12 protein-coding genes are annotated in these 17508 nt (G+C 35.5%); 7 read left to right on the forward strand and 5 right to left on the reverse strand.

Annotated elements, in window-relative coordinates; genetic code table 11:
• Positions 1–64: 64 nt before the first annotated feature.
• The 5 genes from BBH99_RS19340 to BBH99_RS19360 all read right to left on the reverse strand — a co-directional run bounded on the left by BBH99_RS19340 (position 65) and on the right by BBH99_RS19360 (position 6977).
• Positions 65–2260: a B12-binding domain-containing radical SAM protein gene (locus tag BBH99_RS19340; protein WP_066699669.1), complete on the reverse strand. Its 2196-nt coding sequence runs from the start codon at positions 2258–2260 to the stop codon at positions 65–67.
• 611 nt (positions 2261–2871) lie between these two features.
• The gene (locus BBH99_RS19345; protein ID WP_066699671.1) at positions 2872–3612 is read right to left on the reverse strand and encodes a hypothetical protein; all 741 of its coding nucleotides are present in this window, start codon (positions 3610–3612) and stop codon (positions 2872–2874) included.
• Positions 3613–3624: 12 nt separating this feature from the next.
• Positions 3625–4509: a DMT family transporter gene (locus tag BBH99_RS19350; protein ID WP_066699694.1), complete on the reverse strand. Its 885-nt coding sequence runs from the start codon at positions 4507–4509 to the stop codon at positions 3625–3627.
• Positions 4510–4584: 75 nt separating this feature from the next.
• Positions 4585–5856: an aminotransferase class I/II-fold pyridoxal phosphate-dependent enzyme gene (locus BBH99_RS19355; protein WP_185111107.1), complete on the reverse strand. Its 1272-nt coding sequence runs from the start codon at positions 5854–5856 to the stop codon at positions 4585–4587.
• A gap of 83 nt (positions 5857–5939) precedes the next feature.
• Positions 5940–6977, reverse strand: coding sequence for a PLP-dependent cysteine synthase family protein (locus BBH99_RS19360; RefSeq protein ID WP_066699677.1), 1038 nt, complete (start codon positions 6975–6977; stop codon positions 5940–5942).
• A 222-nt stretch (positions 6978–7199) separates the two neighbouring features.
• Between BBH99_RS19360 and BBH99_RS19365 the strand changes: the two genes are divergently transcribed.
• The 7 genes from BBH99_RS19365 to BBH99_RS19395 all read left to right on the forward strand — a co-directional run.
• Positions 7200–10685: a glycosyltransferase family 117 protein gene (locus BBH99_RS19365; RefSeq protein ID WP_066699679.1), complete on the forward strand. Its 3486-nt coding sequence runs from the start codon at positions 7200–7202 to the stop codon at positions 10683–10685.
• Between the two features lie 92 nt (positions 10686–10777).
• Positions 10778–12265 (forward strand): hypothetical protein, encoded by a 1488-nt coding sequence (locus BBH99_RS19370; protein ID WP_066699681.1) that lies wholly within the window; start codon positions 10778–10780, stop codon positions 12263–12265.
• Positions 12266–12333: 68 nt separating this feature from the next.
• Entirely contained in the window at positions 12334–12861 is a 528-nt protein-coding gene (locus tag BBH99_RS19375; protein WP_066699683.1) for a DUF1697 domain-containing protein, read from the forward strand.
• 513 nt (positions 12862–13374) lie between these two features.
• A complete protein-coding gene (gene kdsA / locus BBH99_RS19380) occupies positions 13375–14184 on the forward strand; it encodes a 3-deoxy-8-phosphooctulonate synthase (RefSeq protein ID WP_066699685.1) in 810 nt (269 codons plus the stop codon).
• Positions 14185–14227: 43 nt separating this feature from the next.
• Entirely contained in the window at positions 14228–16468 is a 2241-nt protein-coding gene (locus tag BBH99_RS19385) for a TonB-dependent receptor plug domain-containing protein (RefSeq protein ID WP_066699688.1), read from the forward strand.
• 143 nt (positions 16469–16611) lie between these two features.
• Positions 16612–16992 (forward strand): HYC_CC_PP family protein, encoded by a 381-nt coding sequence (locus BBH99_RS19390; protein WP_066699690.1) that lies wholly within the window; start codon positions 16612–16614, stop codon positions 16990–16992.
• Positions 16993–17106: 114 nt separating this feature from the next.
• Positions 17107–17508: DUF3347 domain-containing protein (locus BBH99_RS19395; protein ID WP_066699692.1), on the forward strand; the 402-nt coding region annotated here is incomplete at its 3' end.

The raw sequence follows: 17508 nt of genomic DNA on the forward strand, positions 1-17508 counted from the left end.
TTTTATTCCTTATATTGAGAAAATCCTGTTAATTTGAAAATCCCTGAGAAAAAACAGATTAATTTTACAAGCTCAAAATCACTCCATTTTCTTTCAATTGCTGCATTGGTTTTGAGAACCAGAATAATTCAAAATCTTCAAAATTTTCTTCAAACTGATTCTTAAGTTGCTGAACAGTAGGTTTTTTCTGATTGTCAATAGAATGTTCTTCCAAAATATTCATCAGCCATTCTGCTTTGTCCTGTTCCATTTCAACCTTGATGATATTGGTTTTTAGATGGAATGTAAGAAGCGTATATGTACCAGAATATTTCTTTTTATTTTTTACGCGATTCTCAGCGATTACGTTTTTGGTTAAAAAGACAACTTTTGAATTACCTTTAATTTTAAAATCCTCCTCTTCCAATAAACTGTCATGAATATAATCGGGATGGATAGTGGTTCTTGGAATTTTAAAATCAAACCATTCCTGAAGGGGAAGGTCAAAATTAATTCCGTGCATATAGTTGAATAAAGATTTTTTTAATCCCGTACTAAATTTATCATGATTGATTCCCGTTTTATCTGTAAAATCAATATCATTATTAGCAAACAGAATTTCCTGTTTGATTGGTGTAACTCCAAATTCTTCCGGGTTCAATCCAACAGGAGAATGGGCAGTCATGGCAAACTGATGCCAGAACCCACTTTGTAGAATTCCCATTTCAAATAACTGACGAACCATTTCCATAGAATCGATTGTTTCCTGAACAGTTTGGGTAGGGTAGCCATACATCAGATAAGCATGGATCATAATTCCGGCTTCAGTAAAATTTCTTGTTACTTTAGCAACTTGTTCCACGGAAATTCCTTTGTCAATTAATTTCAACAGACGATCACTTGCCACTTCCAAACCTCCGGAAACGGCAACGCATCCGGACAGTTTTAATAAATAGCATAAATCACGGGTGAAACTTTTTTCAAAACGGATATTGGTCCACCATGTCACTACAAGATTTCTTCTGAGAATTTCAAGAGCAACCTCTCTCATTAAAGCAGGTGGTGCGGCTTCGTCTACAAAATGGAAACCGGTTTCACCCGTTGTTTTAATAAGCTCTTCCATTCTGTCCACCAGAATTTTGGCAGAGATAGGTTCATAGATTTTAATGTAATCTAAAGAAATATCACAGAAAGTACATTTTCCCCAGTAGCATCCGTGAGCCATGGTCAGTTTATTCCATCTTCCGTCGCTCCACAAACTGTGCATTGGATTAGCAATTTCAATGACTGAAATATATTGATCCAGTTTTAAATCTGTATAATCCGGAGTACCAATATCTGACTGCTTATAATCGTGTCTTTTGGAATTATTCTTATAAACGACTTTCTGGTTTTCCAATAAGAAAGTCCTTTTGTATTGAGGTTCCTCATTTTGCTCGGAATAACAGATATTTTCACAAAGAAGTTCAAGAGGAAGCTCTCCATCATCAAGAGTTATAAAATCAAAAAACTCGAAAACCCTTTGATCTTTAATTTCCCTTAATTCAGTATTGGGAAAGCCTCCACCCATTGCAATTTTAATGTGTGGAAAATTTTTCTTGATAAACTGAGCAGATCTGAAGGCTGAATATAGATTTCCCGGAAAAGGAATAGAAAAACAAACCAATTTAGGTTGTACAGATTCCAGCTTTTCACGAAGAATGGTTAACGTGAAATCATCAATAAAGGTTTCTTCGTCCGATAATTTTGAATACAGTTCATCAAAGGAATTGGCACTTTTTCCCAAACGCTCAGCATATCTGCTGAAACCGAAGTCGGCATCAATATTTTCAACAATATAATCTGAAATATCTTCCAGGTATAAAGTAACCAAATGTTTTGCCTTATCCTGTAATCCCATATTTCCGAAAGCAAATTCCATATCATCCAATTGGTTGAAACGGGAAGCTTCCGGCAGAAAGTTCATACTGCAGATTTGCCTTGCCAGCGTTGGGCTTTTCCCCTGTAAAAAAGGGATCACCTGATCGATGGTTTTTAAATATTCCTCTCTTAATGTATAAATTCTCTGTGTATTTTCAGAAGCATTCGGAAGATCAATTTCTTTATTGAAAACCTTTTGCAATCCCCCTTTTGAAAATAACTCCAAAATAACATCTATTCCCAGGTCCATCTGATAGCTGGAAATATTTTTAGTATTTAAAAATCCTTTAATATAAGCTGTTGCCGGGTAAGGAGTGTTAAGTTGAGTAAAAGGCGGGGTAATAAGAAGCAGGTCTTTCAACAGAAATTTTTTGCAAAGTTATTCCAAAGTTTTTTCAGAAAAAAATTTTTTACTCTGATTATAGACAGGTTTAAATCGTGTTGAAAAAATTCTCCGTAGGTCTAACAGATGACCGTAGATAAAATAAGTTGAGTTATTGTGAAAAGTGGAGTATGATAGCGGAGATTTTTTTGACGTAAAGGTTTTATGAAAGGTGCTATCTATTTTTAGGGAGCAAAGTTAGGAATCAATTTCATTGATTCTTTTTAAGCGAATACATAGACATGAGCTTTTTCAGCGACAAAGTCGCTCTTCTTTGCCTCCTGAAATAAAGCGTTAGAATAATTAGAACTTTGCGTCTAAAAATTCCTAAGTGTTTTTATAAAAATTCTCCGTAGGTCTAACAGATGACCGTAGATAAAATAAGTTGAGTTATTGTGAAAAGTGGAGTATGGTAGCTGAGATTTTTTTGACGCAAAGGTTTTATGAAAGATGCTATCTATTTTTAAGAGAGCAAAGTTAGGAATCAATTTCATTGATTCTTTTTAAGCGAATACATAGACATAAGCTTTTTCAGAGACAAAGGCGCTCTTCTTGTCTACTAGAATAATTAGAAATTTGCGTTTAAAAAATTATTTAAATATTGAATCAGGTGGATGATTACTGATGAAATTAAGAAAAGACTCTTCTTCAAAATATCCGTTTTCATCTAAAATTTCAGGGCATAAAACTTCTGCTTCATTAGAACCATCTAGAGTTATATTTTCAATAATCCTTCCTGCTTTTGCTTCTATTACGTTGTGGAGACTTATTAAATATTTTGAATGAATACTGCCTTCAGCAACTGTATAATGTCCGTTTTCAGCAATAAGAACTGAGGAAATATTTCCTCCAAAATAGGTTTCGTGATCATTTCCTGATGCTCCAAACAATACATCACAGGAAAGGTTACCGGTACAGTATAATGAACCGTTGACAATTATATTTTCTGCCTCTATATTTCCAATAACAATAAGGATAATATAGTCCTCAATAAAGAGAGTTCCTGAAAGATTGATGCTTTTATCAAATAAAATCACTTTATATCCTTCACCATCTTCAGTTACCAGGTCAAGAGAGGTTGAGTCCTCATGTTCTGCAAGGATAATTGTAGGCTGCTCATTATCATCCGATTGTAATGCTGCCACTTTTATTTTTTCTGCTGTTTCCCGATCCAGCATTTCAAGAAACTCTGAAAGATCTTCTTCATGCAAAGACTGATCTCCAAACAGAGTAAAGTCCAGAGCAGATGAAACTGTAGAATAAAAATGTCCTGATTGACTTTCAAGATAAGCATATAATTGCTCCTTTGTAAAGGATTGTAATGCCTTCATAATTTTTAAATATTAAGCGTGAGCTGTATTTTTCCGGTCTGAAATAACATTCAGGGTAACGCCCAGTAGAATTAGAGTAATTCCAATCAATAAGTTGGTGGTAAACTTTTCATTAAACATAAATACGCTTACCATTACGGCAACCACAGGTTCCAATGCCCCTAAAATAGCAACCGGTGTAGAACCAATACTTTTAATGGCATATACCAGACATAAACTGGAAATAACCGTGGTAAGGAAAGCAAAAATAAGAAAGTTAACAAGAATAGTCATCGAAGGAATGGCAAATGATTGCTGCCCAATAACCGACTTACTCATAAAGAACAAAGATGTAAAAAGCATAGAGTAGAAGGTAAGTTTAAATCCTGAAACTTTCAGTTTTGATTTGTTGACGATCACCATATACAATGCATAAAATAACGAACTGAGCATCACAATTCCCAATCCTGCAAAATTAATTTCAAAGCCGTTTCCCTTCAGGCATAAAACAATCACTCCTGCAAAGGCAAGAAATAACGAAACAACAGATAATCTGTTGAGTTTTTCCTTATAAAAGAAGAACATGATCAACGCAACAATCACCGGATAAATGAAAAGAACTGTAGAGGCAATTCCTGGAGTGAGAAAATCATATCCTATAAAAAGAAATTCAGAGGAAAGGGCATAGCAAATTCCAAGAATGGCTAATATCAAGGCTTCTTTTTTATTAATTCTGAAATTTTGTTTGGAATAGATGAGATAGATTCCAACCATGAGAGCCGAAAAGAAAAATCGGTAAAACAATGTAATATCCATTGAAAAACGAGCCTGTTTGATCGGCAGGATAAAGATCGGAATCAATCCGTATGAAATCGATGACAAAATACCCAATAAATACCCCCTAAGTTTTATTTGCATTGTATAGTTATAGTTTTTAAAATAAAAAACCACTGAATCCATACAGATCAGTGGTTTTTTTTATTTTGTTAAAGATTAGATCGGTTTAAAACTTAATCCTTGTTCCTGCAGTAATATTTGCTCCTGCTCTTTATAGTAACCACTTACCAGTTTATCGTGAATTGCTTCAAATGCTGCCAGAGTTTCATTAATTTCTGCATCTGTATGAGAAGCGGTAGGAATTAATCTTAAAAGAATCATTCCCTTCGGAATTACCGGATATACCACTACTGAAGTAAAGATCCCGTAATTTTCTCTAAGATCTTTTACCAATAGAGTAGCTTCTACAGGAGTTCCCTGCATCATTACCGGAGTTACACAAGTGTTGGTATCACCAATGTTGAATCCTCTTTCTTTTAATCCATTCTGTAGTTTACCTACATTTTCCCAAAGTTTAGCTTTGATCTCAGGTCTTGATCTCAATAGCTCTAATCTCTTTAATCCTCCGATTACCATTGGCATCGTAAGAGATTTTGCGAAGATTTGTGATCTTAGGTTGAATTTCAGGTATCTGATGATTTCTTTGTCACCCGCAAGGAATGCTCCGAAACCAGCCATTGATTTTGCAAAAGTAGAGAAATATACATCAATCTGATCATTACAGTTTTGTTCCTCTCCAACTCCGGCACCTGTTTTACCTAATGTTCCGAAACCATGAGCATCATCAACTAAAAGTCTGAACTGATATTTTGATTTAAGTTCGCAGATTTCTTTAATTTTTCCCTGCTGGCCTCTCATTCCGAAAACCCCTTCAGTAATCACAAGGATTCCTCCTCCTGTTTCTTCTGCCACTTTAGTAGCTCTCTGAAGGTTTTTTTCAAGACTCTCCATATCGTTGTGCTTATAGGTAAATCTTTTACCTGAATGAAGTCTTACTCCATCCACGATGCAGGCATGAGAATCCATATCATAAACGATCACATCATTTCTGCTTACCAAAGCATCAATGGTAGAAACCATTCCCTGGTAACCGAAATTCAATAAATATGCTGATTCTTTTTGTACGAAGTCTGCCAATTCTCTTTCCAACTGAAGGTGCTGATCTGTTTCTCCAGACATCGCTCTTGCACCCATTGGATAGAACATTCCATATTCTGCAGCCGCCTTTGCATCTGCTTCTATTACTTCAGGATGATTACATAATCCTAAATAATCATTGGCACTCCAGAAAATTACTTCTCTATCCTGAAACTGCATTCTCGGGCCGATAGGTCCCTCTAGTCTCGGGAAAATAAAATATCCTTCTCCGTAATCTGCAAATTGTCCAAGAGGTCCTGGATTTTCTTTTATTCTTTCAAAAATATCCAACATTGTATCGTAATTTTTAAGTAAAAAAGCCTTTCTTGTAGAATACGCAAAAGGCTTTATTGTATCGTGATTTTATTTTATTTCTATTTGATGAATTCAGTCTTGAAAACTTCATCATAGTTGTGGACACAGTTGTTAACAAATCCCTGTTCGGCCATCCATTTATCACTGTATACTTTAGTGATGTATCTTGAACCGTGGTCAGGATAGATTAAAACAACCACATCATTTTCGGTTAATTCATGGGAATTGGCATATTGCATTAGCCCCTGAGTCACAGCTCCTGTAGTATAACCTCCCATAATTGCTTCTTTTAAGGCAATCTCACGGGTTCTGTACGCAGCCATTTCATCATTTACTCTTACAAACTCATCTACCTTATCGAAAAGAAGAGCAGAAGGGATCAAATTTTTTCCCATTCCCTCAATCTGATAAGGATGTACATCTTCCTTGTGAATCTCACCTGTCTCGTGATAGCTTTTTAATATAGAACCATCTGCATCCACCCCAATAATTTTAATATTCGGGTTCTTCTCCTTCAAAAACTTTGCTGAACCAGATAAGGTACCTCCTGTTCCGGTGCAGGCAAAAAGGTGAGTGATCTTACCTTCTGTCTGTTCCCAGATCTCAGGGCCTGTAGTCTGGTAATGGGCATCAATATTCAGTTCATTAAAGTACTGATTGATGTAAATAGAATTGGGAGTTTCCAAAGCGATTCTTTTCGCTACTTCATAATAAGATCTAGGATCATCCGCCGGTACATTGGCAGGACATATATATACAGTAGCGCCTAAAGCTTTGAGATAAGCTATCTTTTCAGGTTTTGTTTTGTCGCTTACCGCGAGAATACATTTATATCCCTTAATGATACATACCATTGCAATAGAAAACCCAGTGTTTCCAGATGTTGTTTCTACAACTACGGAATCCTCTTTCAATAAGCCTTTTTTCTCTGCGTTCTCTATAATATGAAGTGCGATTCGGTCTTTGGTGGAATGTCCAGGATTATATGATTCTAACTTGGCATAAACGGTTGCTGGAATATCTTTTGTAACAGTATTTAGCTTCACCATAGGAGTATGTCCTATTAGGCCAAGAATATTATCGTAAACATTACTCATTATTTGTTATTTTCAATAAAAATCTGACTGCAAAAATACAAAAAAATAAATAATTACTAAACTTTTGTTTGATTTCTAGGGCATCGTTTTGTAAAAATATATTTTCCTGTTTACAGTACTAGCAGGAGTTTAATCGCAAATTTTGCGCCAAATTTTTAAATTTTGTTAAAAACAATATAAAATAATATAAAAGCCTTATTTTCGCATAATTGATTTAATACTATGAAAAATTGGACTTTTAGGCAATGGAACACCGTTTTAGGATGGGTGATTTTCGTCATTGCGTTTTTCACGTACTTGTCCACAATAGAACCCAATTTCAGTTTTTGGGATTGTGGGGAGTACATTTCTTCTGCAGTAAAACTTGAAGTAACGCACGCTCCGGGAGCGGCTTTATTTCAGATAGTGGGTGCCGTGGCAGCCATTTTTGCATTAGGGAAAGGCGAAAATTACTCCATCGTAATCAACGCGATGTCTGCATTGTTCAGTGCGCTGACTATTTTATTTTTGTTCTGGACGATCACTCATTTTGTGAGAAGATTGCTGAACAAAGATTTTGAAGAAATTACAAAACATCAGGAAATCTCTATTTTATTTGCCGGAGCGGTAGGAGCATTGTGTTTCACTTTCTCGGATACGTTCTGGTTCTCAGCAGTAGAAGGAGAGGTTTACTCAATGGCTTCTATGTTTATCGCGCTTTTGGTCTGGTTGATTACGAAATGGGAAAATGAGTATCAGGCAGCAGACAGTGAGAGATGGATTATCCTTATTTTCTTCGTTTTAGGACTTTCCGTTGGGGTACATATGATGTGTATGCTGGCAACTCCTATGGTATGTCTTGTATATTATGCAAGAAACTATAAGTTTACCTGGAAAAACTTTATCTGGGCAAACCTTATTACGCTGTTAATCCTGAGCATAGTCTTCAAAATTATCTTCCCGTTAATTATGACGATGTTCGGAAGACTGGAGATTTTCTTTGTGAATGGCCTTAACCTTCCTTTCCACTCAGGAACAATTGCAGCCTTCATTATCATGGTGGCAATTAGCTATTTCTTAATCAAATATGCCAGAAAAACGAAAAAGAATCTGTATCAGACTATTGCTTTATCTGCTGTGTATATGATTATTGGATTCTCTTGCTGGATGGTAATTCCGATCAGAGCAAATGCAAATCCACCGATGAACCTTAACGATCCGGATACAGCAATTGGTATGTTGGATTACTATAACAGGGAACAATATGGTGACTGGCCAACGATCTACGGACAGAACTATACCGCTTTCCTTGATGCGAATGGAATTGAAAAGAATGAAGACGGAAGCTTCAAAACAAAAAAGACCGGAGAAATCTACGAAAAAGATGAGAAAACCGGAACTTACAGAAAAACAGGAGACCGTTTCAATTATGTTTTCAATAAGTCTCAGGTGAGCTTAATGCCGAGAATGTTTAATGAGGATAAAGATGTAATGTCTAATTACATTTCAATGTATGGAGCTCCTGATTTTACATTCAATTATGCAAACGAAGATGTGGCAGATAACCCTCAGGCTAAGCAAATTTTTGATGAACTGAGAGCTAAATATGATGATAAATCTATTACGGCTGCAGATTATTTAAAGGTAAAACCTTATAACCTTATTAATGTTCAGAAGCCTTCTTTCCTTCAGAACATGGATTATTTTATTTCTTTCCAGAACGGATATTACTTTGTGAGATACCTGTTGTGGAACTATGTTGGAAGACAGAATGATCTTGAAGGAAACATGGAAAGCACAAAGGGAAACTGGATTTCCGGAATACCTTTTATTGATAATATAAATGTAGGAAATCAGGATAAGATGCCTGCTAAATTCAAGAATGAAAGTACGGTGAAGTTCTTCTTCCTGCCATTAATTCTGGGATTAATCGGATTCTTTTTCCAACTGAACAGAGACTTTGGAAGATTCTACGCTTTATTGTCATTATTCATTATTACAAGTGTTGGGATTATTTTCTACACAGGGGTAAAACCTTTTGAACCAAGAGAAAGAGATTATGCAATGGTAGGTTCGTTCTATGCGTTTGCCATCTGGATTGGATTGGGTGCAGGAGCTATTTTATGGTTCTTACAATCTAAGATCAAATCTAATGGGGCTAATATTGCATTGGGAGTTATTCTGTTAGGAGTTCCTTTCATGATGGGCTTCCAGAACTATAATGTTCACAACAGAAGCAACAGATATACGGCTTATGATTATGCATATTCAGTATTAAAATCATTACCGAAGAACGATATTTTATTCGTGTATGGAGATAATGATACATATCCGGTTTGGGCTATCCAGGAAACGGAAAGATTCAGGGATGATGTAAAAGTGGTTAACTTTACGCTTGCTTCAACACCGTGGAACCTTGATCAGATAAAGAGAAGAACTTACAACGCCATGGGAATTCCAAGTGAACTGACTCACGAGGATTACAGAGATGGAGTAAATGACCAGATCTATATGATGAAGAAGGAAGACTGGGAAGGAGTTTTCAATATGCTGAAAGAACAAGGTGTTCCGGATACAGAATTTAAAGACTTCAGAAAGTATCTTACACAGGATTCTTTAACCCTGAAAGATGCCATCAAGTTTATCAAATTCAAATCTCCTGAAAAAGATCAATTATTGAAAATGTACTTCGGAGAAGAGAAATATGAAAAGTATAATATTCTTCCGGTAAACAAATTTATTCTACCTGTAAATAAAGAAAATGCTTTAAAAGCAGGAATTATCAACCAGGCAGATCTTCCGAATGTTGCGAATCAGATCATGATTACTTACAAAGGAAATACATTGTATAAAAACAACCTGATTTTAATGGATTTATTGGCGAACTTCGATTGGAAACGTCCGATTAACTTCTCTTCAGGAGGAATTTATGACAGTGAAAATATTTTCTATCTTAACGATTATCTTCAGTTTGACGGATTCAGCTACAGACTGATCCCATTTCAAACTTTACCATCAGCAGACGGAGATATGGGAAGAGTAGATGCCAACAATCTTTATAATGTGGTGAAAAACTTCAGATGGGGTAACTTTAAAGATCTGAATGCTCATTTTGATGAAACTGCAACGTCTAACATCATCAGCTACAGAATGTCTGCAAGCAGAGCAGCTTCAGCATTGGCATTAAGCGGACAGAAAGCAAAAGCTTTAGAAATCCTGGATCTTGCAGCCAAAGAAATTCCGGCTGAGAAGTATAATGATCCACGTTCATTAAGCTCAATTGTAACCGGATATATTATCGCAGGACAGGAACAAAAAGGATTACAGCTGGCAGAAGTACTTAAAAAAGGAATCTTTGATGAGTATGACTATTACTTAAGTCTTTCCAAAGCAGATCAAAGCTATGTAAGAAGACAGATGAGAACAAAACCAATGGAATATTCTCTTGTAGTATCAGCGGTTACAGATGCTTATATGAAGATTGGACAAAAAGAAAAAGCATATGCTTATCTGGTAAAATCCATTGAGCCGATTGATAAAAAATTCAATGCTTTTGTGAAAGAACTTCAACAGATGGGGAAAGAAAAAGCAATGAAAGAATCTGAAGATGTTCAAACAATCACCCCATTCTACCAATATTTATTTGATGTAATGGAGCCTTTCGATTCTACTTATTCTAAGGAAAAAGAAAATCAGATTACTTCAGCAATAATCAAAGCAACACAATAAAATATTTTTTTTAAACGGAACTTCGGTTCCGTTTTTTTTGTTATTGACAATCATGAATTTTAAGATTATATTTGTGGGATTAAAAATGCATAATGGCTGAAACACAGAATAGCAGGTTCCCAATCTATGCCGTAATCGTTACGGTTATTTTTAAACTACTTTTTTTATTGACGCATTATATTCAGGAAGATGCTTTCATTACCTGGAGGGTAGCTCAGAATCTGTTGGATTACGGAGTGATTGGCTTTAATGGTGATACTAAAATTTCAGCTTCTACTACTCATTTGTATGTTTTTGTGTCTTATATTTTCAATCTCATCTTTGGGAAAGAAAATTTTATAGAACCCCTTTTGATTTTTAATTCGATCCTGTTCACAATAGGAACACTGTTTTTATCACATCTGCTTCTTAAAAACCCTTGGCATAAAGCTGTTTTCATTTTTTTAATTGGAATTTTACCACCGGCTATTAAAATTTCAATTCTGGGAATGGAGTATGGAATCCTGTTTTTCCTGGAAATGTCCTTGTTGTATTATGGCTTCCACAAAGGGAAAAAATGGGTATTGACAATTCTGCCAATTCTGATCATGTTTACCAGAATTGATACCGTTATTTTCCTTGGAATTGTATTTCTTGTTGACCTTTTCTGGAACAAAAAAATCAGATGGAACTATATTTTTGGTGGAATTTTAGGAATCCTGGCCACTGTTGCTTTCAATTGGTTCTATTTTGGAGAAGTTGTAAATAACACCATTACTGCAAAAAAGTTACTTTACGAACAGCAATTAACTTTCGCAGAACATCTTAATTATTTCCTTGTAAGTTTTGGAAATTTTTGGGGAATGCTGAAGGTTCCGGGAGCATTTAATCCAATCACAGTGGTTGTTCTTATTTTTGAATTACTTTGCTTTATTTATCTTATCCGTCAAAGAGAAAAGAGAAATTATTTCCTGTGGATGATCTTTATTTTCGGGTGGATAAAGCAGATTATTTTTATCTCTCAAAAAAGCTTATTCGACTGGTATTACTGGGTGCCGCAGCTTCTGCTTTTTGTTCCGGTTTTTATTTTTGTATTGGAGCAGAAGGAGAGAAGAAACTTATGGTTATCATTGCTTGTTGTATTCTATATTGTTCCTATGTTAGCCTTTCAAACTATTCATTCTATTGCCACCGGAAATGGCGAATGGAACTATAGAAGAACGATTGGATTGTTCCTAAACAAATATGAAAAGGATAAAAATCAGTGGATTTTACTGGAACCTGCGGGATATGTGCCTTATTTTTCAGGGCTAAAGACCATTGATGAAGTGGGATTGGTTGACAAACAGATTCAGGAAGAAATTAAAAAAGATAAGACGAATTACTGGATCAACACGGTTAAAAACAGAAAACCCAAATATCTGCTTTCCTACCAGAATTTATATGAAGGAAAGAATGCAGATTATTACCAATCTCATTATAAACTATTGAAAGAATTCAGAGTGAAAGATCACCTTAAAAGTGATAATAAAATACTGGAAAAAATCTATAACCTTAAGCCTTCCGGAACAGATTATAATTTGTATATCAGAGTTGATTAAAATAAATTACTAGAACACTAAAACATAGATTCCTTCAACCTATTATCCAAAAACCTAATACCTAACTTATGAAATATTGTGCTTTTCTCCGCGGTGTCAATGTAAAAGGAACCAACATGAAAATGGCAGATGTCTGTCAGGTTTTTAAAGAGGCGGGAATGAAAGATGTGGTTTCCATATTAGCTTCCGGAAATATTGTTTTTTCTTCTGATAAAAATGCTGAAGAATTAAAAATAATTCTTGAAAAAGCCATGTCGGAACATTTTTCCTATGATGCTTTTTTGTTCGTAAAGTCTCATGAAGATACAGCTGTTTTCTGGAACAGTATTCCTTTTGAAAAGAATGAAGATTTTCATATTTATGGGTTCGTCGGAATGCCTGGTGTGGAGAATGTTCTAATGGAAGAATTTCAAAAAGCTTCCCAGGCAGAAAATGAAAAGGCTGAAATTGTTAATAATATATTCTACTGGCAGGTTCCCAAAGGAAATACATTAGATTCTACTTTTGGAAAAGTCCTGGGAAAGAAAAGTCTTAAAGATCAGATGACCAGCAGGAATGTGAATACGTTTGAGAAGATTTTGAAAAAAATGGAGTAGTAGTTGTTATCTCTACAATATAAAAATTCAATAGGAACGGGCTTTAGCCCGTTCTTTTTTTATCCAAATTCCATTGGCTTTAGCCAAAACTTAAAATTAAAACACAAATCCCACAAATAATTTCACAAATATCACAATTCCTGCCACAACGAAGCAATCTCATCCTTGCCTCACATAAAAAATCTGTGTAAATCCGTAAAATCTGTGGGAGATAAAACTATTGTGTATTTAGTTGATAACATAGCTGTTGTCATTCCGTCAGGAATCTAGCCTTAGATTTTAACATACGATGTTTAGATTCTTTCAGAATGACAAACTAAGTGTTGAAATACAAAAACATTTTATCATCCAATTTTCCTCAGAAATTTAATCAAAACTTAATCAATAAAATATAGCCTAATCAAAATACAGCAATTATTTTCTCTAAAACTCTAAAACCACACTCTCTCCCCAAATAATTTCCAAGTCTGAAACTTTCTCAGTATTTTTACTGAACTTTTTAATAACAACAAAATGATTCAGTATTTAGATAATATTCAGCACAAAGATTCAAAGAACTTTTTCCTTATTGCAGGACCTTGTATTATTGAAGGAGAAGATATGGCACTTAGAATTGCTGAAAAAGTAATCAACATTACAGACAAATATAATATTCCTTATATTTTTAAAGGGAGTTTCAAAAAGGCTAACAGAAGTCGTGTAGACTCTTTTACAACCATTGGAGAAGAGAAATCACTTGAAATTCTTAAAAAAGTAGGAGAAACATTCAATATTCCTACAACTACAGATATTCACGAAAATGAACATGCTGCATTAGCCGCACAATATGTAGATGTTCTTCAGATCCCGGCATTCCTTGTTCGTCAGACAGATCTATTGGTTGCTGCTGCCAAAACAGGAAAATGTGTTACCTTGAAAAAAGGTCAGTTCCTTTCACCGGAAGCGATGAAGTTTGCAGTACAGAAGGTTACAGATTCTGATAACCAGAAAGTGGCGATCATTGAAAGAGGAAATTCTTTCGGATATACAGATCTGATCGTAGACTACAGAGGAATTCCTACCATGAGAGAATATGCGCCTGTCATTCTGGATGTTACCCATTCATTACAACAGCCTAACCAGAGTTCTGGAGTAACAGGAGGAAGACCAGATCTTATTGAAACCATTGCTAAGGCGGGAATTGCAGTAGGAGCAGACGGAATTTTTATCGAAACTCATCCAACTCCGGAAACAGCACTATCTGATGGCGCCAACATGTTAAGGCTTGATTTATTAGAAGAGTTATTACAAAAATTAATAAGAATTAGAGAATCGATTTTGTAATTGTTAAAAAAACATTAATTTTAGAAATTCTAAAATATTTCTTTTGAAAAAACTAGTTTTACCGCTAAGCCTTATGGTCCCTGTTCTGATTTTCTCCCAACAAAGAAAAAAGGATACGGCAACCACTAGAGTGACCGATATAGAGGAAGTTGTGTTCCAGAAAAAAACAACAGGAAAAACCAATGACCTTACCAATGTAAGAATTTCTGCAAAAGAAGCGAAAGCAGTAGCTTCTATCAGTGGTGGAATTGAAGGATTGATTAAAACACTCCCTTCCGTAAACTCCAATACTGAGCTGTCTTCCCAATATATGGTACGTGGTGGAAACTATGACGAAAACCTTATCTATATTAATGATATTGAAATTTACAGACCTTTCCTGATCAGAAACTCTCAGCAGGAAGGGATGAGTATCATTAACCCGGATATGGTGTCAGCAGTGAACTTCTCTGCAGGAGGCTTTGAAGCTAAATATGGTGATAAAATGTCCTCTGCTTTAAATATCTATTACCGTGAGCCTGAAAAATTTGAGGTTTCCGGTGAAGCAAGTTTAATAGGAGGGAGACTGACCACTGGTTTGGCTTCAAAAAATAAGAAGTTTACCGCATTATTTTCAGGGAGATACAGAAATACCAATCTTGTTCTTAACACTTTAAAAGAAGATACAGACTTTAATCCTACATATTGGGATTTTCAGTCTTATCTGAATTATCACGTTAATGATAAGCTTTCCATGTCATTCATCGGATATTATTCCAAGAATGATTATGAGATGATTCCTAAAGCCAAAAGTGTAACTTTCGGAAGTCTTCAGCAGCCTATCACCGTAAACATAGGCTATGGTGGTAAGGAAAATGACCAGTATAAAAATATGATGGGTACATTTTCTATGAACTATAAACCTGCTGATAACTGGAAGCTTACCATGGATGCTTTTGCTTATCAGAACAGGGAAAGAGAATATTACACCATCCGTTCAGAATATGAGCTGCAGACATTTGACCCAATAACAAAGGAACCTGTTTCCAGTTATGATGTGGGAGGACAGACGGAACATGCCAGAAATGATTTATTTGTAAGAACTTACGGAACTCAGCTTAGAGCAAAGTTTTCTCCCAATGTCAATACGGATATTGAAGTTGGGTTCAAATATGAAAAAGAAAATCTTAAAGATCTTACCAATGAATGGAAACTGGTAGATTCTGCCGGATACAGCCTTCCAAGACCGGAAGTAATTGATCCTAGATCAGGAACTACAACAGGTGATCTCCGAATGTTCTATTATATTGCAGGAAAAAATAATATAGAGCCCACCAGATTATCTGCTTATGCTCAATATTCCCAGAAATTTTACTGGGGAGCAAGTAAGGTATTTTTAAATGCTGGTGTAAGAGTTTCTAACTGGAGTTTCAATAAAGAAACCATATTCTCACCAAGGGTTCAGTTTGCCATAAAGCCTGACTGGGATTCGGATATGTTGTTCAAACTTAGTGGAGGGATCTATTATCAGTCTCCTTTTTATAAGGAAATTAAAGACCTTGACGGAAATTTCAACCCGAATATCAAGTCACAAAGATCTATCCAGGCCATCCTCTCCAATGACTATGAGTTCTATATGTATGACAGGCCGTTTAAATTAACAACGGAACTTTATTACAAGAAAATGGATAACCTGATTCCATATTATATGGATAATGTGAGAATCCGTTACTCAGGGCAGAACAATGCTAAAGGATACGCCTATGGAATTGATACCAGATTATTTGGTGAGTTTGTTCCGGGAGTAGATTCATGGTTGTCTGCAAGTTATGCGAGGGTGTATGAAAATATTGATGGAAGAGGAGATATCCCAAGGCCAACAGATCAGAGGTTCAGAGTGGCCATGTTCTATCAGGATTATATGCCGCAGTTCCCATCCATGAGGGTAAATCTTACTTTGGTGTATGCAATGGGATTACCAACAGGATCTCCTGTGATGTTTAATGATAATGGACAGCCGGATTTTAATTCAGCATACAGTTATCAGAAAACATTGCCTGCTTACAAAAGGGTAGATATTGGATTAACAAAAGTTTTTATTGATCCAAAAGATAAGAATAAGAGATCCGGCTTTTGGGGGAATTTCCAGGAGCTATCATTAGGCGTACAGGTTTTCAACGCGTTTAATATCAATAATACTGTGGCTAATCAATGGATTACGGATTACAATACCAATTATATGTATCCGGTTCCGGTACGTCTTACAGGACGTTTCTTCAATGTGAAACTAGAATTCAAACTATAAAATCTGCTTACTCTGCGATGAGCATATAAAACAAAAATCCTCTGAATATTTTTCAGAGGATTTTTTATTAACCAGAATTTTATAACAACAATACAAAATTTTATAACAACGGTTTCCCTAATATTTTTAACTTTGTCTCCATAATGAAAAAGATTCTTGCCATACTGTTTTCTATTTTCTACTTCGGATTCTCTTCCGGAGCGGCATTTAGCATTCATTACTGTATGAAAGAATTCGTTTCTGTAAGCCAGAAAGTTGATGATATTTGTGGCAAATGTGGCGTTAAGGATAAAAAGGGATGCTGCAAGACAGAGATCAAAGTTGTAAAGGTAGCTGACTCTCAAAAGTCTGATCTGCTGAACATTGATTTTTTAGGACAGATTTCAGAGATTCCTGTAACACACCAGTTTGCTTTTGTAGACAGATCTTTTTCGGCGACCAAATTCACTCAGATTCAGATCAATGCACCACCGGAATACAAACCGGTTCCAATCTATATCAATCATTGTAATTTTAGAATTTAGAATCCGTCCGTCGTTTTCGGTGTTATGATAACATCGTTACAGGCGACACGTCCTGACGCATTACCTGTGCGTTACCTTATTCTCTATTAAAAATTAATTCTAAAATTTAAAACAATGAAAAAGTATATCATTACAGCAGCCTTATCTTTATTCTCAATTATTTCACTTTCTGCACAGTCTAAAAAAGACGCTCAGGTTTCAAAACTATATCAGAATTATATTGCCATCAAGTCGGCTTTAGCTTCTGATGATGCAGATCAAACTTCAAAAGCTGCTACAGAATTCATTAAAACAGCTTCTACTATTGATTATAAATTAGTTTCAGAAGGAAACCTTAATATTCTAAGAAAAGATGCTTCTGCCATTTCAGAAGCGAGAACGGTTGATGCTCAAAGAGAGACATTCCTTAATTTATCAGACAATATGATTGCCCTGACGAAGGAATTCAAACTTTCCGACAAACCAGTTTATGTACAGTATTGCCCAATGGCTGACGGGAGTTGGTTAAGTGATGAA

Origin of the sequence: Chryseobacterium contaminans (genome assembly GCF_001684955.1) — a bacterium.
Classification (GTDB): domain Bacteria; phylum Bacteroidota; class Bacteroidia; order Flavobacteriales; family Weeksellaceae; genus Chryseobacterium; species Chryseobacterium contaminans.

What these genes read in the sequence shown, in the direction of transcription:
- BBH99_RS19345 (WP_066699671.1), bottom strand. Translation starts at nt 3,612, where the DNA reads ATGAAGGCATTACAATCCTTTACAAAGGAGCAATTATATGCTTATCTT.
- BBH99_RS19350 (WP_066699694.1), bottom strand. Translation starts at nt 4,509, where the DNA reads ATGCAAATAAAACTTAGGGGGTATTTATTGGGTATTTTGTCATCGATT.
- BBH99_RS19360 (WP_066699677.1), bottom strand. Translation starts at nt 6,977, where the DNA reads ATGAGTAATGTTTACGATAATATTCTTGGCCTAATAGGACATACTCCT.
- BBH99_RS19365 (WP_066699679.1), top strand. Translation starts at nt 7,200, where the DNA reads ATGAAAAATTGGACTTTTAGGCAATGGAACACCGTTTTAGGATGGGTG.
- BBH99_RS19370 (WP_066699681.1), top strand. Translation starts at nt 10,778, where the DNA reads ATGGCTGAAACACAGAATAGCAGGTTCCCAATCTATGCCGTAATCGTT.
- BBH99_RS19375 (WP_066699683.1), top strand. Translation starts at nt 12,334, where the DNA reads ATGAAATATTGTGCTTTTCTCCGCGGTGTCAATGTAAAAGGAACCAAC.
- kdsA (WP_066699685.1), top strand. Translation starts at nt 13,375, where the DNA reads ATGATTCAGTATTTAGATAATATTCAGCACAAAGATTCAAAGAACTTT.
- BBH99_RS19390 (WP_066699690.1), top strand. Translation starts at nt 16,612, where the DNA reads ATGAAAAAGATTCTTGCCATACTGTTTTCTATTTTCTACTTCGGATTC.